This is a genomic window from Bradyrhizobium sp. MI1.10, from assembly GCF_055811035.1.
Genome location: NZ_JBVVPN010000033.1, coordinates 36,234 through 51,337, shown reverse-complemented (window position 1 = coordinate 51,337; position 15,104 = coordinate 36,234). Strand labels below are relative to the sequence as shown.

At 63.8% G+C, this 15,104-nt stretch carries 14 protein-coding genes; 5 read left to right on the top strand and 9 right to left on the bottom strand.

Annotation, left to right across the window (positions count from 1 at the left end):
- The first annotated feature begins 170 nt into the window (after positions 1–170).
- Both AC0L3K_RS28920 and AC0L3K_RS28915 read left to right on the top strand, forming a co-directional pair.
- Positions 171–1,151 carry a Bug family tripartite tricarboxylate transporter substrate binding protein gene (locus AC0L3K_RS28920; RefSeq protein WP_473367327.1) on the top strand — a complete coding sequence of 327 codons (981 nt, stop codon included), beginning with the start codon at positions 171–173 and terminating at the stop codon, positions 1,149–1,151.
- An 88-nt stretch (positions 1,152–1,239) separates the two neighbouring features.
- The gene (locus AC0L3K_RS28915) at positions 1,240–1,941 is read left to right on the top strand and encodes an SGNH/GDSL hydrolase family protein (RefSeq protein WP_354199915.1); all 702 of its coding nucleotides are present in this window, start codon (positions 1,240–1,242) and stop codon (positions 1,939–1,941) included.
- A 59-nt stretch (positions 1,942–2,000) separates the two neighbouring features.
- On the opposite strand, the gene AC0L3K_RS28910 is transcribed toward AC0L3K_RS28915, so the two are convergent.
- Positions 2,001–2,270 (bottom strand): DUF3551 domain-containing protein, encoded by a 270-nt coding sequence (locus AC0L3K_RS28910; protein WP_354199916.1) that lies wholly within the window; start codon positions 2,268–2,270, stop codon positions 2,001–2,003.
- 33 nt (positions 2,271–2,303) lie between these two features.
- Entirely contained in the window at positions 2,304–2,585 is a 282-nt protein-coding gene (locus tag AC0L3K_RS28905; RefSeq protein ID WP_219680379.1) for a DUF3551 domain-containing protein, read from the bottom strand.
- 419 nt (positions 2,586–3,004) lie between these two features.
- Here AC0L3K_RS28905 and AC0L3K_RS28900 point away from each other — a divergent pair, with 419 nt between their 5' ends.
- Entirely contained in the window at positions 3,005–6,142 is a 3,138-nt protein-coding gene (locus AC0L3K_RS28900; protein ID WP_354171454.1) for an efflux RND transporter permease subunit, read from the top strand.
- A 28-nt stretch (positions 6,143–6,170) separates the two neighbouring features.
- Here AC0L3K_RS28900 and htpG read toward each other — a convergent pair whose 3' ends face one another.
- From htpG to AC0L3K_RS28880, 4 genes are all read right to left on the bottom strand, one after another.
- Positions 6,171–8,039 (bottom strand): molecular chaperone HtpG, encoded by a 1,869-nt coding sequence (htpG, locus tag AC0L3K_RS28895; RefSeq protein ID WP_354199917.1) that lies wholly within the window; start codon positions 8,037–8,039, stop codon positions 6,171–6,173.
- Between the two features lie 122 nt (positions 8,040–8,161).
- Positions 8,162–8,575, bottom strand: coding sequence for a hypothetical protein (locus AC0L3K_RS28890; protein ID WP_007597234.1), 414 nt, complete (start codon positions 8,573–8,575; stop codon positions 8,162–8,164).
- 251 nt (positions 8,576–8,826) lie between these two features.
- Positions 8,827–9,426 (bottom strand): nuclear transport factor 2 family protein, encoded by a 600-nt coding sequence (locus AC0L3K_RS28885; protein ID WP_354199918.1) that lies wholly within the window; start codon positions 9,424–9,426, stop codon positions 8,827–8,829.
- A 163-nt stretch (positions 9,427–9,589) separates the two neighbouring features.
- Entirely contained in the window at positions 9,590–10,396 is an 807-nt protein-coding gene (locus AC0L3K_RS28880; RefSeq protein ID WP_007597237.1) for a response regulator, read from the bottom strand.
- Positions 10,397–10,617: 221 nt separating this feature from the next.
- Here AC0L3K_RS28880 and AC0L3K_RS28875 point away from each other — a divergent pair, with 221 nt between their 5' ends.
- Both AC0L3K_RS28875 and AC0L3K_RS28870 read left to right on the top strand, forming a co-directional pair.
- A complete protein-coding gene (locus AC0L3K_RS28875; protein WP_007597239.1) occupies positions 10,618–10,851 on the top strand; it encodes a NepR family anti-sigma factor in 234 nt (77 codons plus the stop codon).
- The gene (locus tag AC0L3K_RS28870; protein ID WP_007597240.1) at positions 10,851–11,399 is read left to right on the top strand and encodes a sigma-70 family RNA polymerase sigma factor; all 549 of its coding nucleotides are present in this window, start codon (positions 10,851–10,853) and stop codon (positions 11,397–11,399) included. Before AC0L3K_RS28875 ends, AC0L3K_RS28870 begins: the two co-directional genes overlap by 1 nt.
- A 131-nt stretch (positions 11,400–11,530) precedes the next feature.
- On the opposite strand, the gene AC0L3K_RS28865 is transcribed toward AC0L3K_RS28870, so the two are convergent.
- From AC0L3K_RS28865 to AC0L3K_RS28855, 3 genes are all read right to left on the bottom strand, one after another.
- Positions 11,531–12,229, bottom strand: coding sequence for a nitroreductase (locus AC0L3K_RS28865; RefSeq protein ID WP_354199919.1), 699 nt, complete (start codon positions 12,227–12,229; stop codon positions 11,531–11,533).
- A 137-nt stretch (positions 12,230–12,366) separates the two neighbouring features.
- A complete protein-coding gene (locus AC0L3K_RS28860) occupies positions 12,367–13,611 on the bottom strand; it encodes an acyl-CoA dehydrogenase (RefSeq protein ID WP_354199920.1) in 1,245 nt (414 codons plus the stop codon).
- 117 nt (positions 13,612–13,728) lie between these two features.
- Complete coding sequence (locus AC0L3K_RS28855; RefSeq protein WP_007597243.1) at positions 13,729–14,976, bottom strand: acyl-CoA dehydrogenase; 1,248 nt, start codon at positions 14,974–14,976, stop codon at positions 13,729–13,731.
- Positions 14,977–15,104: the final 128 nt, after the last annotated feature.

The window sequence follows — 15,104 nt, the reverse complement described above, 5'->3', positions numbered from 1 at the left end:
CGGGCCCCCCCCCCCCCGCCCGCTGTGGGGGGGGGGGGGCGCCCCCCCCCGGGGGCCCCAGGGGTGAGGGGGCACTCTCCGCGAGTTCACGTGCGGAGTGTGACCCCTCATCCGGCGCTTCGCGCCACCTTCTCCCACAAGGGAGAAGGAAGAAGAGCGGGATGCATGCATTGATCACCAAGCGACATTTCCTTCAGGCTGCAGCCTCTGCCGCAACCGTGCTCGCCACGCCACGCGCCTTTGCGATCGGCAATCCCTCCTATCCCTCGCGCAGCGTGAAATGGGTGGTACCCTATGCGCCGGGTGGGGCCACCGACGTGCTGTCGCGGCTGCTCTGCCAGCGCCTCTCCGACCGGCTCGGCCAGACCTTCGTCGTCGAGAACAAGCCCGGCGCCGGCAGCAATATCGGGACACAGGCGGTGATTACGTCCGCCCCCGATGGTCACACCCTGCTGTTGACCTCGACCGCCAACGCCATCAACGCCTCGTTCGACCCGGCGCTGCCGTATGATTTCGCCAAGGGCATCGCGCCGGTCGCCGGCGTCGCACGAATTCCGCTGGTGCTGGTTGTCAACAACGACCTGCCGGTGACGAGCGTCGCCGACTTCATGGCCTACGCCAAGTCCAATCCCGGCAAGATGTCGATTGCCTCTTCCGGCATCGGCACCTCGCTGCATCTCTCCGGCGAGCTGTTCAAGTCGCTGGCCGGCGTGCAGTTCATCCACGTGCCCTATCGCGGCTCGGCACCCGGATTGACCGACGTGATGAGCGGCCAGATTCAGGGCATGTTCGACAACGTCACTTCATCCTTCGAGCTCGTGCGCGCCGGCAAGCTGCGCGCACTCGGCGTCACCACGCGCGAGCGTTCGGAGATTTTGCCGGACGCGCCGCCGATCGCGGACACGCTCAGCGGCTACGAGACGAGTTCATTCTACGGTGTCGGCGCTCCACACGACACGCCGCGCGAGATCATCGACCTGCTCAATCGCGAAATCGACGCCGCGCTGTCCGATGCGGAGATCAAGTCCCGCATCGCTGGGCTCGGCGCGATCCCGCTGCACGGCAATGCCAGCGAATTCGGCGGCATGCTGACGGCGGAGACCGACCGTTGGCGCAAGGTGGTGGAGCTGTCAGGCATCCGGACGCAATAGCAAGCGGGCCTCGCGACGCTAGGTGACCTCGGGGAAACGGGCTATTCTTTCTGCCGGCGTTGTTCTGGCTGCGAAAGGAAAGCGACCCGTGGCTCTCGATCCCTTAGAGTTTCCCGTCCGGGCCGCGCCTTTCGAGCAGCCGCTGACAAATTTTGCTCACCGAGTGAAGGGCGGACAGGCCAGGCTGGTCGCGATCGGCTCGTCGACCACGGCGGGCGAAGGGGGTATTGCGCCCTATCCGCAGCGGCTGCTGTCGGACCTTCGGATAAAATTTCCAAACGTCGCAATCGAGGTGATCAACCGCGGCGTCGGCGGCGAAGATGCTCGTTTGGAGTTGAATCGGTTCGAGCATGACGTCCTCGATCTGAAGCCCGATCTGGTGATCTGGCAGGTCGGTACCAATTCAGTGTGGCAATCCGCCGGTCCCTCGTTCGAGGACACCACGCAAGCGATCCGCGAGGGTGTTGACCGGCTGCTCGACGCCAAGCAGATCGATGTGATCCTGATGGACCTTCAATATGTGCCGGCGCTGCTGACACCGGCCAAGGCCAGGAAGGCGAGCGCCATGGTCGAGGCGATCAGCCAGATCGCGCAGGAGAAGCGCGTCAACGTCTTCGGCCGTTTCGCGCTGATGAAGGGCTGGCATGATGTCGCCGGGATTTCGTTCGACCGCATGGTCGACCCAGGCGACGACGACAGGCTGCACGCAAGCGACTGGACCACGGACAAGATGACGTGGCAATTGACCAACGCAATCGTCGACGCTGTCAACATGGCGCCGCGCTCCTAAAGGCACGCGGCGGCTCATCCGCGATGCCCCATGGACCGCCGGGACGTAATTGCCCAGCGCTAGCCGCCTCGCTGATGGCGTAAGCGCTGCGGCGGTGCGTTGAACGGATAATACGGATTGAGATCGCAGCTGGCCGAGCGGCCTGAAGCGGTAGCTTGGCACTGCGGGACTGAGGTGAAGGAGCAATCGTACCACTCCCCGCCACCCCCGTTCGCACCGGAATAGACGTGCATGCAGACGGGATAGCGCGGATCGAAGGTCTGTGCATGCGATGGCGCGGCCGTGAGCAGGGCACCGACGGTCGTGATCAGGCCGAATAAGCGACGCATGAAAATTCCCCCTGAAGGCCGCATTGCGGATCGCTAGTGCACGTTCTTGTGGCGCCGGCGCGGCGGCGGCGGGGGTTGGTCGAACGCGTAGTAGGGATTGACGTCGCAGCTTGCCGAGCGGCCCGAAGCCGTGGCGCGGCACTGCGGCAGCGAGGTGAAGGAGCAGTCGAAATAGTCGCCGCCACCACCGCCAAAACCGCCGGGCATGTAGACGTGCATGCAGACCGGGTAACGCGGATCGTAGGTCTGGGCGCTGGCATCTGCCGCCGCGAACAGCGTGACAATTGCGGTGAGGGTCAGGATCGGCAGGCGCATCGGACATTCCTCGAATCGGTGGCAACGGCACGCGTTATGTCATTTCGATATGGCACAACTGCGCGGCAGAAGCGATTGTTCCTATTTCATACCTCTCCGGCTTGTGACACGCGACGAAATGAGTGAGACACAGCGCCGCAAAGATGCGGAAGCGGAAAGCACCCAGTTTTCCGGCCTGCGCGGAACGCATAACTCGCTGCAGCTCTCCTTCGACAAAGGTCGCAAAGCATCCAGCGCAGGAATCCGTTCGCTGGCCCAAGCGAACGTACTAGTCTTTCTATCACAACGCCGGCCCGGACCGACGACGTTCCAGGGCAATGAACAAGCAAATGGGCTGAAGGAAACGCACTTGCGCTCTCGGGCGCGACTCCGCTGTGCGCGGGGAGAAGATGCGCTGGCCAGGGCTGTGGTGTCAGGGCATGCAAGAGAGCTTCTCGTCTCCGTTCATCCGCTATCCGATCGGCACCTCACTGCTGATGGCGGGTATCCTGTTCGTTGGCCTCGTGGCCTATCCTCTGCTGCCGGTTGCACCGCTGCCCCAGGTCGACTTTCCGACCATTCAGCTCTCGGCCTCGCTCCCCGGCGGCAGCCCCGAGACCATGGCCTCTTCCGTGGCGCAGCCGCTCGAACGCCAGCTCGCACAGATCCCCGGCATCACGCAGATGACGTCGACCAGCTCGCTGGGTTCGGCGTCGATCACGATCCAGTTCGACCTCAACCGGAAGATCGACGCCGCCGCCAACGATGTGCAGGCAGCGATCAATGCAGCGAGCGGCCAATTGCCGAAGAACCTGCCCTCGCCTCCCACCTATCGCAAGGTCAACCCGGCGGATTCGCCGGTGATGATCCTGTCCGCGACGTCCGACACGCTGCCGCTGACCGTCGTCAGCGACCGCACCGATGCGCAGCTCGCGCAACAGATCAGCCAGTTATCCGGCGTCGCCCAAGTGTTCGTCGGCGGACAGCAGAAACCCTCGGTACGCATACAGATCGATCCGGCCAAGCTCGTCGCCAAGGGCCTGTCGCTGGAAGACGTGCGCGCCCAGATCGCGGCTGCGACCACCGACAGCCCGAAGGGCAGCATCGACGGGGCCAAGCGCGCCTACACGATCTACGCCAACGACCAGCTCACCCAGGCCCAGCATTGGCAGGACGTCATCGTCGCCTATCGCAACGGCGCTCCATTGCGGATCCGCGACATCGGTGAGGCCGTGGCAGGGCCGGAGGACATGAAGACGGCGGCCTGGGCCGACGGCAAGCGCGGCGTGTTCCTCGTCATCTTCAAGCAACCCGGCGCCAACGTCATCGAGACCGTCGATCGCATCAAGGCGCAGCTGCCGCGGCTGATCGCGGCCATCCCGCCCGCGATCTCGATCAAGATCATCAGCGACCGCACCATCACCATCCGCGCCGCCGTCGAGGACGTACAGATCACGCTCATGACCACTATCGCGCTCGTTGTGATGGTGATCTTCATCTTCCTCCGCAGCTTCTGGGCGACGATCATCCCGAGCATCACTGTGCCGCTAGCGCTACTGGGAGCCTGCTCGCTGATGTGGGTCTTCGGCTATTCGCTGGATAACCTCTCCTTGATGGCGCTGACGATCGCGGTCGGCTTCGTGGTGGACGACGCCATCGTGATGCTGGAGAACATCACCCGTTACGTCGAGCAGGGCGAGAGGCCGCTTGCTGCGGCCTACAAGGGCGCGGCCGAAATCGGCTTTACGATCGTCTCGATCAGCATCTCTCTGATCGCGGTGCTGATCCCGTTGCTCCTGATGGGCGGCATCATCGGCCGGCTGTTCCGCGAATTCGCGGTCACGCTGGCGATGGCGATCCTTGTTTCTCTGGTGGTGTCGCTGACCCTGACGCCGATGATGGCTTCGCGCTTCCTGCGCGCCAACCACGAGGCTCGGCACGGCCGCTTTTACCAGTGGAGCGAGCGGATGTTCGAAAGGGTGCTCGGCGCCTACGAACGCGGGCTCGACGTCGCGCTGCGCCACAGTTTCGTCACCCTTTGCATCTTCTTCGCGACCGTAGCACTCTCGATCTACCTCTTCATCCTGATCCCGAAGGGTTTCTTCCCGCAGCAGGACAACGGCTTCCTCACAGCCGTGTCCGAGATGCCCCAGGACATCTCCTTTGCCGAGATGAAACGGCGCCAGGTGGAGCTCAACACCATCGTGCAGGCCGACCCCGCCGTCGCTTCGATCGCGATGTTCATCGGCGGCGGCGGTACGGCACTGAACTCGGGGCGCATGTACATCACCTTGAAACCGCTGGAGGAGCGCGATGCCGGCGCACAGCAGATCATCGCGCGGCTGCGGCCCAAGATCGCCAAGGTGGAGGGCGCCAAGCTCTATATGCAGGCCTCGCAGGACGTTCGTCTCGGCGGCCGCGCCACCCGCACTCAGTTCGAATTCACGCTCCAGGACGCTAACCTCGCCGAACTGAACGAATGGGCGCCGAAAATCCTCGATGCGATGAAGACGCTGCCGCAACTGCGCGACGTCGCGACCGACCAGCAAACCGAAGGCACGACGGTTCAACTCAGGATCAATCGCGACACCGCCGCACGCTACGGCATTCAGCCGCAGCTGATCGACGACACCCTCTATGACGCGTTCGGCCAGCGTCAGGTCGCGCAATATTTTACCCAGACCAACAGCTATCACATCGTCCTGGAGATCACACCGGACCTGCAAGGCCAGCTCGGTACGCTCGACAAGATCTATCTCAAATCACCGCTTACCGGCGACGAGGTGCCGCTCTCGGTGTTCTGCAACTGGACCAATGTGCCCGTGCGACCGCTTGCGATCTCGCATCAAGGCCAATTTCCGTCGGTGACGATCAGCTTTAATCTTGCCGAGGGCGTGGCGCTGGGACAGGCGACCGACGCGGTGCTGCACGCGGTCCGCGAGATGCGCGCGCCGCCGGCGCTGGCAACAAGTTTTCAGGGTACCGCGCAGGCATTCCAGCAATCGCTCGGCACCGTGCCGTTGCTGATCCTCGCCGCACTGGTCGTGGTCTATTTGATTCTGGGCGTGCTCTACGAGAGCTACATCCATCCTCTGACCATCCTGTCCACGTTGCCCTCGGCTGGCGTCGGCGCCGTCGCGATCCTGATGATCTTCGGCTTCGACTTCAGTCTCATTGCCCTGATCGGGGTCATTCTCCTGATCGGCATCGTCAAGAAGAACGGCATCATGATGGTGGATTTCGCCATCGCGGCCGAACGCGAGCAGCATCTCACCCCGGAGCAATCGATCCGCCAGGCGGCGCTGCTGCGCTTTCGCCCGATCATGATGACAACGATGGCCGCCCTGCTAGGCGGCGTGCCGCTGATGCTCGGAAGCGGCACCGGCTCCGAAATCCGCCAACCGCTCGGTTATGCGATGGTCGGCGGCCTTCTCGTGAGCCAGGCGCTGACGCTGTTCACGACCCCGGTCGTCTACCTCTACCTCGACCGCTTCTCCGACCTGCTCTCGCGCTGGATGGAGAAGAAGCCGCAAGCTACCGTCGCGTGCGATGAGCGGAAGGATCACGCGGCGGAATGAGCGCGGCGGCACATATGGCCTGCGCCGGCTACCCGCCGAGCCCCTGCAACACCAGCCGGTTCAACCTTGCCGCAAACGCCGCAGGGTCCTCCGGCAGCTCGCCGTCCAGGATCTGCGCCTGTTCGAGCAGGAGCAGGCTGAGATCGTCGACCGCCTTCGAGCCGGCCTGAGCCTTCGTGATCGCCGTGACCAGCGGATGGCGCAGGTTGATCTCGAGGATCGGCTTGGTGCGCATGCCACGGTTCTGCTGGGCCAGGATGCGCTCGAGCTCGCGGCTCGGGCCCTGGCTGTCGGCGACGAGGCAGGAAGCGGAGCTGGTCAGACGCGTCGAGGCCTTGACGTCGCTGACGCGCTCGCCGAGCGCGGCCTTGATCACCGCGATGGTGGCGGCCTCGTCGGCGGCCGGCTCGTCCTTGTTCGCCTCGTCGACGCGCGGGATGAGGTCGAGATTGAGATCGCCCTGGCTCAGCGACTTCAGCGGCTTGCCGTCAAACTCCGAGGGCATCGAGGTCCAGAAGGCGTCGACGGGATCGGACAGCAGCAGCACTTCGATGCCGCGCGCAGTCGCCGCCTCGAGCCGGGGGTTCGACTTCAGCCGCTCGATACTGTCGCCGACGAGGTAATAGATCTCGGTCTGGTTCGGCTTGAAATCGGCGATGACGTCCTTGAGCGAGCGCTTCTCGCCCGAGGTCGTGGTGAAACGCGACAGCGCGAGCAGCTTTTCGCGGCGCTCGAAATCCTCGTAGATGCCTTCTTTCAGCACCGCGCCGAAGGCCTCCCAGATTTTCGCGAAGTTCTCCGGATCCTTCTCCGCAAGGCTTTCGAGCTCGGACAGTACGCGGGTCGCTACGGCCTTGCGGATCTGCGCGAGTTGCGGATTGTTCTGAAGCATCTCGCGGGAGATGTTGAGCGGGAGATCCTCGCTGTCGACCACGCCGCGGATGAAGCGGAGGTAGCCCGGCAGCAGATCGGCATCGTCAGTGATGAACACGCGGCGGACATACAGCTTGACGCGCCCCTTGCGGTTCGGCTCGAACAGGTCGAACCGCTTGGTCGAGGGCGCGAACAGCAGCACGGCGTAGGAGTAACGCCCCTCCGCACGATAATGCAGCGTCATCGCGGGATCGTCGAAGGCGGAGGCGATCTGCTGATAGGCCTTCTTGTAGTCTTCCGGCGTGAGCTCGGATTTCGAGCGCTGCCATAGCGCGCTCGCAGAATTGATCTGACGCGGCTCACCCTCTTCGGGCACGAGTTCGATGGGGAAGAGAATGTTGTCGGAATAAGCGCCGACGATACGCTCGATCTCGTAGGCTTCGAGATATTTCTTCGCTTCGTCCTTGAGATGCAGGACGATCTCGGTGCCGCGCTGCACGCGGGCCGCATCCTCCTCGCTGGCACGCGCGATCTCGAAGCCCGAGCCGCCCGAGGACGTCCAGGTCCAGACGTCGCTCTCGCCGGCGCGGCGGCTCACCACGACGATCTTGTCGGCGACCATGAAGGCGGAATAGAAGCCGACGCCGAACTGGCCGATCAGGCCCAGACCATCCTTGGCCTCCTTGAGCTTCGACACGAAGGCCTTGGTGCCGGAGCGGGCGATGGTGCCGAGGTGGTCGATCAGCTCCTGCCGCTCCATGCCGATGCCATTGTCGGCGATCGCAAGCGTTCCGGCCGTCTTGTTCGGAATGATCCGGATCTTGAGCGCGTCGCCGTCACCCAGCAGCGCCGGAGTAGCGATAGCCTCATAGCGCAGCTTGTCGCAGGCGTCCGATGCGTTCGAGACGAGCTCGCGCAGGAAGATGTCGGTCTCGGAATAGACGGAGTGCACCATCAGGTGCAGAAGCTCGGAAACCTCGGCCTGGAAGGGCTGCGTATGCACAGCCGTGTCTGACGTCGTCATGCGTTTACCCGGTCAATCGAAAGGGGAAGAAACCCGGGATATAACGCGAGGGGGCAGGGGATCAAGTGGACGGCAGCAATCGCCCTCCGGACGGAGGGCGACTTGTCCGTGGCAAATGCCGGTCAGGTCACGCAGCGGCCGGGCTGGAGCAGTTTTGCGACCTCGGTCAGGGAGCTGACCATCGGCTCGCAGGCGATCGTCGGCTTTTTGCGGCTCTGCTTCTGGTCCGGGAGCAACACCGGCGGCTTGGCGTTACCGGCCTCGATCACTGCGGGGACCCGCAACAGCACCGACGTGTCGGCCAGATCGTTCAGCCGCATCGACACGGTGCGGGTCGGAACCTCAGCCTGCTTGATGTCGGCCAGCCGGTCGGCTTTGCTGGCGCGATTGACGTTATGGCCCGGCTTGTCAGCGACCGCCTGCCAGCGGTCGGCCAGATCATGGCCGGAGGCCAGCTGCACGGCGCCCACCTGGACGGCGCCAAGCGTCGCGGCGATCGCGACCGCGCCTAAAAATACCTTTTGAATCTGTGACATGGCTGTCGGTCCCTCGCCCCATGGCGATCGCGGGAACAACGCGAGGAGAGGACCCAGAGTTCTCAGTCGTTAAGATCACTTAACCGTGTGCGAAAGGGCACGGTCCCCGCGAAAAAAATTTCGCAACCGCCTGGAACGACTTTCGCGGACGGGAGTCGTCTCAACAGCCGGCTATTCCCCCCTGCCCCATAAGCCGGTGACGTAGGGCGCGACTGTGGTGATGCCAGTCGCGCCTTACTTTTGTCTGGAGTTCAGTTCGCCTTCCCCGCCAGCCAATCCCGACCCTCGGCATAGAGCTTCTCGACCTCAGGCCCGGTCAGGCCCGGCATGTCGCGCTTGACCTTGTAGCCGATCAGCTCCTGCATGTAGGCGAGGTGGCGGTAGCCTTCCGGGAGCGCGGCAAGGGCTTTCTGGTCGAGCTGAAGTGTCGCGGCGGGATCGACCGGGTCGATCCGGTCCTTCTCGTAGATCGGCTGGCGGCGGACGATGCCCCATTTTCCCTGCCGCTTCTCCAGGAAATCGTAGAAGCGCCCGGTGCAGACCACGTCGCAGGGCAAGTCGTGCACCGGCGCGCGCTGCGAGATGGTCATCTTGGTCTGCGCGATGGCGCGCGCCCCCTCGAGGTCGATACTGGTGCCGCCGAGGAAATGCAGGATGCGCACGCCCTTGGCGAACCCCTCCTGGCTGACCCGCATGAAATCCCGCGCCGGCCCCTGAAACCAGGTGGCGGACATCCAGCCTTCCTCGTGCCAGACCGTGGCAAAGCGCTCCCAGTCGCCGGCATCGCGCCACACCGCCCAGTTCTCGACGAGGTCGCGGATGGCGAGGCGATCGAGGAGTTGCTGGTCCATGAACACGTCTCCGATGGCACCGCGGCTGCAACGCGGCCGCTACACGAGGTATGAGCGGCGAATTCGATGGCCGTCAAGCGCGGCAACCGGATCAACGAAAATCCGGCGCACCTTGCGGCACGCCGGATCGGGATTTCGTCAAATGCCGGGCGCAGGCGCTTCCTTACGCCGCCGGCACTTTCGGCGCGCGGTTGCGGGAGTTGCGCTGGAAGAACAGCGCCTGGCTCGCCACCGCCGACACCATCGCCGGCTGGAATGGCTTTGAGATCAGGAACGCCGGCTCGGGACGCTCGCCGGTGAGGAAGCGCTCAGGGTATGCCGTGATGAACACCACCGGCACCTCGAAGGTGCGGAGCAGCTCGTTGACGGCGTCGAGGCCCGACGAACCATCGGCGAGCTGGATGTCGGCGAGGATCAGGCCAGGACGCTTGTTCTTTGCCAGCGCGACCGCATCGGCGTGGGTGCGGGCGACGCCGACGACATTGTGGCCGAGATTCTTCACCAGGCTCTCGAGATCCATGGCGATGAAGGTCTCATCCTCGATGATCAGCACGTCGGTGGCGATCTCGGCGGCCATCTCACGCCCTGCGGCATCCGCAAGCCGGCGCGTCTCGCCGACGTCGGTGCCGAGAATGTAGCCGACCTCTTCTTCCGAGAATCCCTCGAGCGAGAGCAGCAGGAAGGCTTGCCGCGGCAACGGCGTGATGTTGGACAGCCGTCGCTCCGGGGGCATCGGCAGGTTCGTCACTTCCGAATCGTCGTTGACGGAAACGGAATTCCAGATTTGGGTGAACAGCCGGAACAGGCCGGCGCGCGGCCCGTGGCTCTCGTCGAGCACCGACGGATCTCCCAGCATGGCTTCCAACATGGCTGCGACATAGGCGTCACCGGAGGACTGGCTGCCCGTCAGGGCGCGTGCGTACCGGCGCAACAACGGCAAGTGTTCAGCAACGAGCTGTGAACGGGACATCCCCACTCCATATCATCTTCGGGCCGACCTTGACGTGCAGGCGTTAGGCGGGGGGCCCGGGTTCCCCTGCTGGGCTGATTACGCCTCAGACCAAGAAAAGTTCCGCATCGGGGCGGAACTTTTTCTCGCAACTCGCATTGAGCCTATCCAGGGAACGGCTCCCGGTTGAGAGAACTTCTCGATTTTACAGTTACTTAACTCGGGGAAACGTGGAACAGGTCATGAAAGATCTCAAGTCTCAAGCCAGCAAAAGCACGACCCCCGGCAAGGGAGGGCTCACTCCGGAGATTCAGTCCCGGATCGGGCACCAGCTGCGCGCCATGTACGACGACGTGGTGCGGCAGGGGGTTCCGGACCGGTTCGCGGAACTGATCAAGAAACTTGATGCGCCGGGAGCGACACCCCAAGTGGAAAATGGTGGCGGCTCCAACGACAACAACAATGGGAGGGATTGATGCCTCTCACGGACTCCCTGCGTAACGACATCCTGGCGGCCGTGCCCAGTCTGCGCGCGTTCGCCATCTCGCTCAGCGGCAATGCCGATCGCGCCGACGATCTTGTCCAGGAGACGCTGTTGCGCGCGCTCGCCAACATCGACTCGTTCCAGCCCGGCTCCAATCTGCCGGCGTGGCTGTTCACGATCCTGCGCAACCTGTTCCGCTCCGACTATCGCAAGCGGCGGCGGGAAGTCGAGGATGCCGAAGGCAACTATGCCAAGACGCTGAAGACGCAGCCCTCGCAGAACGCCCATCTCGAGTTCGAGGAATTCCGCACGGCGCTCGACAAGCTTCCGCAGGACCAGCGTGAAGCGCTGATCCTCGTCGGCGCCTCCGGCTTCTCCTATGAGGATGCGGCCTCGATCTGCGGCTGCGCGGTGGGCACGATCAAGAGCCGCGTCAACCGCGCGCGCTCCAAGCTCGCGGCGCTGCTCTATGTCGACGGCGCGGAGGATTTCGGGCCCGACGAGACCATTCGCGCCGTGATCGGCGGCAGCGGCGGCTGACGGCGGGCGTTATTCGGATTGAGCCCGCGATGACGGCGGCCGCTTCCGCGGCCGTCTTCGTATGTCTGACGTGATCGCGTCTGAAACGTGATGCGGGGCGTGCGCCGCCTCGATCACCGGTCCACGCCTGATTACTTGTCCACGAAGGTCACGGTCTCGGCCACACTCGCACGCGACGTGCGGTAGCTGTTGACCTTATGGGCGTTGTCGGCATAGCCGAACGAAATGCCGCAAACGATGCGGCGATCATCAGGCAGATTGAAATGGCGGCGGATCAGGCCGGAGTGGCGCGCGAGCGCCGCCTGCGGAATCGTACCGAGCCCGAGCGCCTGCGCGGCCAGCATGAAGTTCGAGACATAGGCGCCGCAATCGATCGCACCGTAGATGCCGAGCGGCTCGTCGGTGTGGATGATGGCCACATGCGGCGCGCCGAAGAAATTGTAGTTCTCTAGCGCCTGCTTCGCGTACGCCGTCTTGTCTCCGCGCGCGATGCCGAGCGTGTTGTAGAGCTGAAAACCGCTCTCGCGGCGGCGTTCGAGGTACGCGCCGAGATATTCGCGTGGCGGCGGGAAATCATAGTCGTCCCCGAGACCGCCCGAAGCCTCCTTATAAATCAGATTGCGGAAACGCTCCTTGGCCTCGCCGCTGGCGATGACGATCTGCCAGGGCTGGCTGTTGCACCAGGACGCCGTGCGCTGCGCGGTGGTCAGCACATGCTCGATCGTCGCGCGATCGACCTCCTTGGCCAGGAAGGCACGGACCGAGTAGCGCTCGTTGAGCAGCTCTTCGAGCACGCCGATGCGGTTGTTCTGATTGACTGCAGCGTCCATGGATCAGCTCGCACTTTTCTCGTAGGGTGGGCAAAGGCGCATAGCGCCGTGCCCACCGACAGACTTACCTCGGCGCATCTGCATATGGTGGGCACGCTTCGCTTTGCCCACCCTACGAGATGCAGCGAGAGGCTAGATCACCGTCCCTTGGTCGGGATCTTGTTATACGGCACGTCCTTGTCGACGCGGATGTCGCCCGGCAATCCCAGCACGCGCTCGGCGATGATGTTGCGCAAGATCTCGTCGGTGCCGCCCGCGATGCGCATCGAAGGCGAGGACAGCAGCATCTGCTGGAACTGGCCCTGCACGGTCTCCTCGTCAGTGCCGGTGAGAACGCCGGCCGCGCCCTGGAGGTCCATGGCATAGGTCGCGATGTCCTGGAGCATCATGCCGGACACGAGCTTGCCGATCGAATTCTCCGGCCCCGGCCGTTCACCCTTGGACAGCGCCGAGATCGCCCGGTAGCTGGTGTATTTCAGCCCGCTCGACTTCACCGCCCAGCTCGCAAGCCTGGAGCGCACGGCAGGATCGTCGATCGCGAGCCCATCCTCCAGCATTACATTGGAGCAGAACTCGAACAATTCAGGCACGCCGGTCGCAAGCCGCGAGCCGATCGACATTCGCTCGTTCATCAGCGTGGTCAGCGACACGCTCCAGCCCTCGCCAACGGCGCCGAGCCGCTGGCTGTCCGGAATCACCACATCGGTGAAATAGACCTCGTTGAACTCCTGCATGCCGTTGGCCTGCTTGATCGGCCGCACCTCGACGCCAGGGCTCTTCATGTCCAGGAAAAACATGGTGAGACCCTTGTGCTTGGGGACATTCGGATCCGTGCGCGCGATCAAAAGGCCGTAGTCCGAATAGTGCGCGCCGGAGGTCCATATCTTCTGGCCGTTGACGACCCAATTGTCGCCCTTCTTCTCCGCGCGCGTGCGCAAGCCCGCGACGTCAGAGCCCGCCGACGGCTCGGAGAACAGCTGGCACCAGATCTCCTCGCCCGCGGCCAGCTTCGGCAAATGGCGCCGCTTGGCCTCCTCGCTGCCCCAAGCCATCACGGTTGGGCCGCACATGCCCTCGCCGATCTGGAACGGCTGCGTCAGCTTGCCATAGACGCCTTCCTCCTGCTGCCAGATCACCCGCTCGATCGGCGTTGCACCCCGGCCGCCATATTCCTTGGGCCAATGCAGGCAGGCCCAATTGCCTTCGGCCTTCTTCTTCTGCCAGGCCTTGCCGACATCGACGATGTCGTGGTTGGCGAGCCGGATACGGCCGAGCGAGGATTTTGACAGCTCGGCCAAAAACTCCTTCGGCGCGTTGGCCTCGACCCATTTGCGCGCGGTCTCGCGGAATGCGGCTTCCTGCGGGGTGTCGTCGAAATTCATGGCGCTTCCTTTTTATTGTCATTCCGGGGCGCGCAACGCGCGAACCCGGAATCCAGAGCTTTACCTACACATCTCGAGATTCCGGGTTCGGTTCTTCGAGCCGCCCCGGAATGACGGCTAATTCCTTCCCTTCGTCGGGATCTTGTTGAACGGCACGTCCTTGTCGACCCGGATGTCGCCGGGCAGGCCCAGCACCCGCTCGGCGATGATGTTGCGCATGATCTCGTCGGTGCCGCCTTCGACGCGGGTACCGGGCGCACGCAGCAGCATCGCCTGGAAGCGGCCGGCGAGTTCGGAATCTTCAGCACCGCTAAGCACACCGGCGGCGCCTTGCAAATCCAGCGCGCAGGTCGCGACATCCTGGATCATCGAGCCAGCGACCAGCTTGCCGATGGAGTTTTCCGGTCCCGGGCGCTCGCCCTTCGACAGCGCCGAGATCGCGCGCATGCTGGTATATTTCAGCCCGCTCGCCTTCACAGCCCAGTTCGCCAGCTTCGCGCGCACCGCGCGATCCTCGATCGCCGGGCCGTCATCGAGCATCAGGCTCGTGCAATATTCGAACAGCTCGGGGAAGCCGGTCGAGACGGCCGCGCCGATCGCGCTGCGCTCGTTCATCAGCGTGGTCAGCGAGACGTTCCAGCCGTCACCGACCTCGCCGAGGCGTTGATGATCCGGAATGCGCACATTGGTGAAATAGACCTCGTTGAAGTCGGACGCGCCGCTCGCCTGCTTGATCGGCCGCACCTCGACGCCGGGGCTCTTCATGTCCAGGAAGAACATGGTCAGGCCCTTGTGCTTGGGCACGGTCGGATCGGTGCGGGTGAGCAAAATGCCGTAATCGGAATAGTGCGCGCCCGACGTCCAGATCTTCTGGCCGTTGATGACCCACTCGTCGCCGTCTTTCTCCGCGCGCGTGCGCAGGCCCGCAACGTCGGAGCCGCCCGCGGGCTCGGAGAACAGCTGGCACCAGACCTTTTCGCCGGAGGCGAGCGGCGGCAGATAGGCGCGCTTGTGCTCCTCGCGCGCGAACGCCATCATGGTCGGCCCGCACATGCCGTGGCCGATGATGAACATGCGGGATAGCTGGCCGAACGGCCCCTCTTCCTGCTGCCAGATCACACGCTCGATCGGCGACGAGCCGCGGCCACCATACTCCTTCGGCCAGTGCAGACAGGCCCAGCCGGCATCGGCCTTCTTCTTCTGCCAGGCCTTTGCGACGTCGAGGATGTTGGCGTTCTTCAATTGCGTGCGGCCGAGCGAGGACTTGCGAAGCTCTTCCTCATACTGCTTCGGTGCATTGGCCGCGATCCAGGCGCGAGCAGTGGCGCGAAATTCAGCTTCCTGCGGGGTATCGTCGAAGTTCATGGTTCTATTCTCTCTGTCATTCCGGGGCGCGCGAAGCGCGAACCCGGAATCTCGTCGTTATTCACTCATCTCTGGATTCTCGGATGTGCAATTGCACATCATAGTTCGCCGCTCTGCGGCGCCCCTGA

Excerpts from the sequence above, each read along its gene's own strand:
- AC0L3K_RS28910 (WP_354199916.1), bottom strand. The coding sequence starts at position 2,270 with ATGCGTCGCTTATTCGGCCTGATCACGACCGTCGGTGCCCTGCTCACG.
- AC0L3K_RS28905 (WP_219680379.1), bottom strand. The coding sequence starts at position 2,585 with ATGCGCCTGCCGATCCTGACCCTCACCGCAATTGTCACGCTGTTCGCG.
- AC0L3K_RS28900 (WP_354171454.1), top strand. The coding sequence starts at position 3,005 with ATGCAAGAGAGCTTCTCGTCTCCGTTCATCCGCTATCCGATCGGCACC.
- htpG (WP_354199917.1), bottom strand. The coding sequence starts at position 8,039 with ATGACGACGTCAGACACGGCTGTGCATACGCAGCCCTTCCAGGCCGAG.
- AC0L3K_RS28890 (WP_007597234.1), bottom strand. The coding sequence starts at position 8,575 with ATGTCACAGATTCAAAAGGTATTTTTAGGCGCGGTCGCGATCGCCGCG.
- AC0L3K_RS28885 (WP_354199918.1), bottom strand. The coding sequence starts at position 9,426 with ATGGACCAGCAACTCCTCGATCGCCTCGCCATCCGCGACCTCGTCGAG.
- AC0L3K_RS28880 (WP_007597237.1), bottom strand. The coding sequence starts at position 10,396 with ATGTCCCGTTCACAGCTCGTTGCTGAACACTTGCCGTTGTTGCGCCGG.
- AC0L3K_RS28875 (WP_007597239.1), top strand. The coding sequence starts at position 10,618 with ATGAAAGATCTCAAGTCTCAAGCCAGCAAAAGCACGACCCCCGGCAAG.
- AC0L3K_RS28870 (WP_007597240.1), top strand. The coding sequence starts at position 10,851 with ATGCCTCTCACGGACTCCCTGCGTAACGACATCCTGGCGGCCGTGCCC.
- AC0L3K_RS28865 (WP_354199919.1), bottom strand. The coding sequence starts at position 12,229 with ATGGACGCTGCAGTCAATCAGAACAACCGCATCGGCGTGCTCGAAGAG.
- AC0L3K_RS28860 (WP_354199920.1), bottom strand. The coding sequence starts at position 13,611 with ATGAATTTCGACGACACCCCGCAGGAAGCCGCATTCCGCGAGACCGCG.
- AC0L3K_RS28855 (WP_007597243.1), bottom strand. The coding sequence starts at position 14,976 with ATGAACTTCGACGATACCCCGCAGGAAGCTGAATTTCGCGCCACTGCT.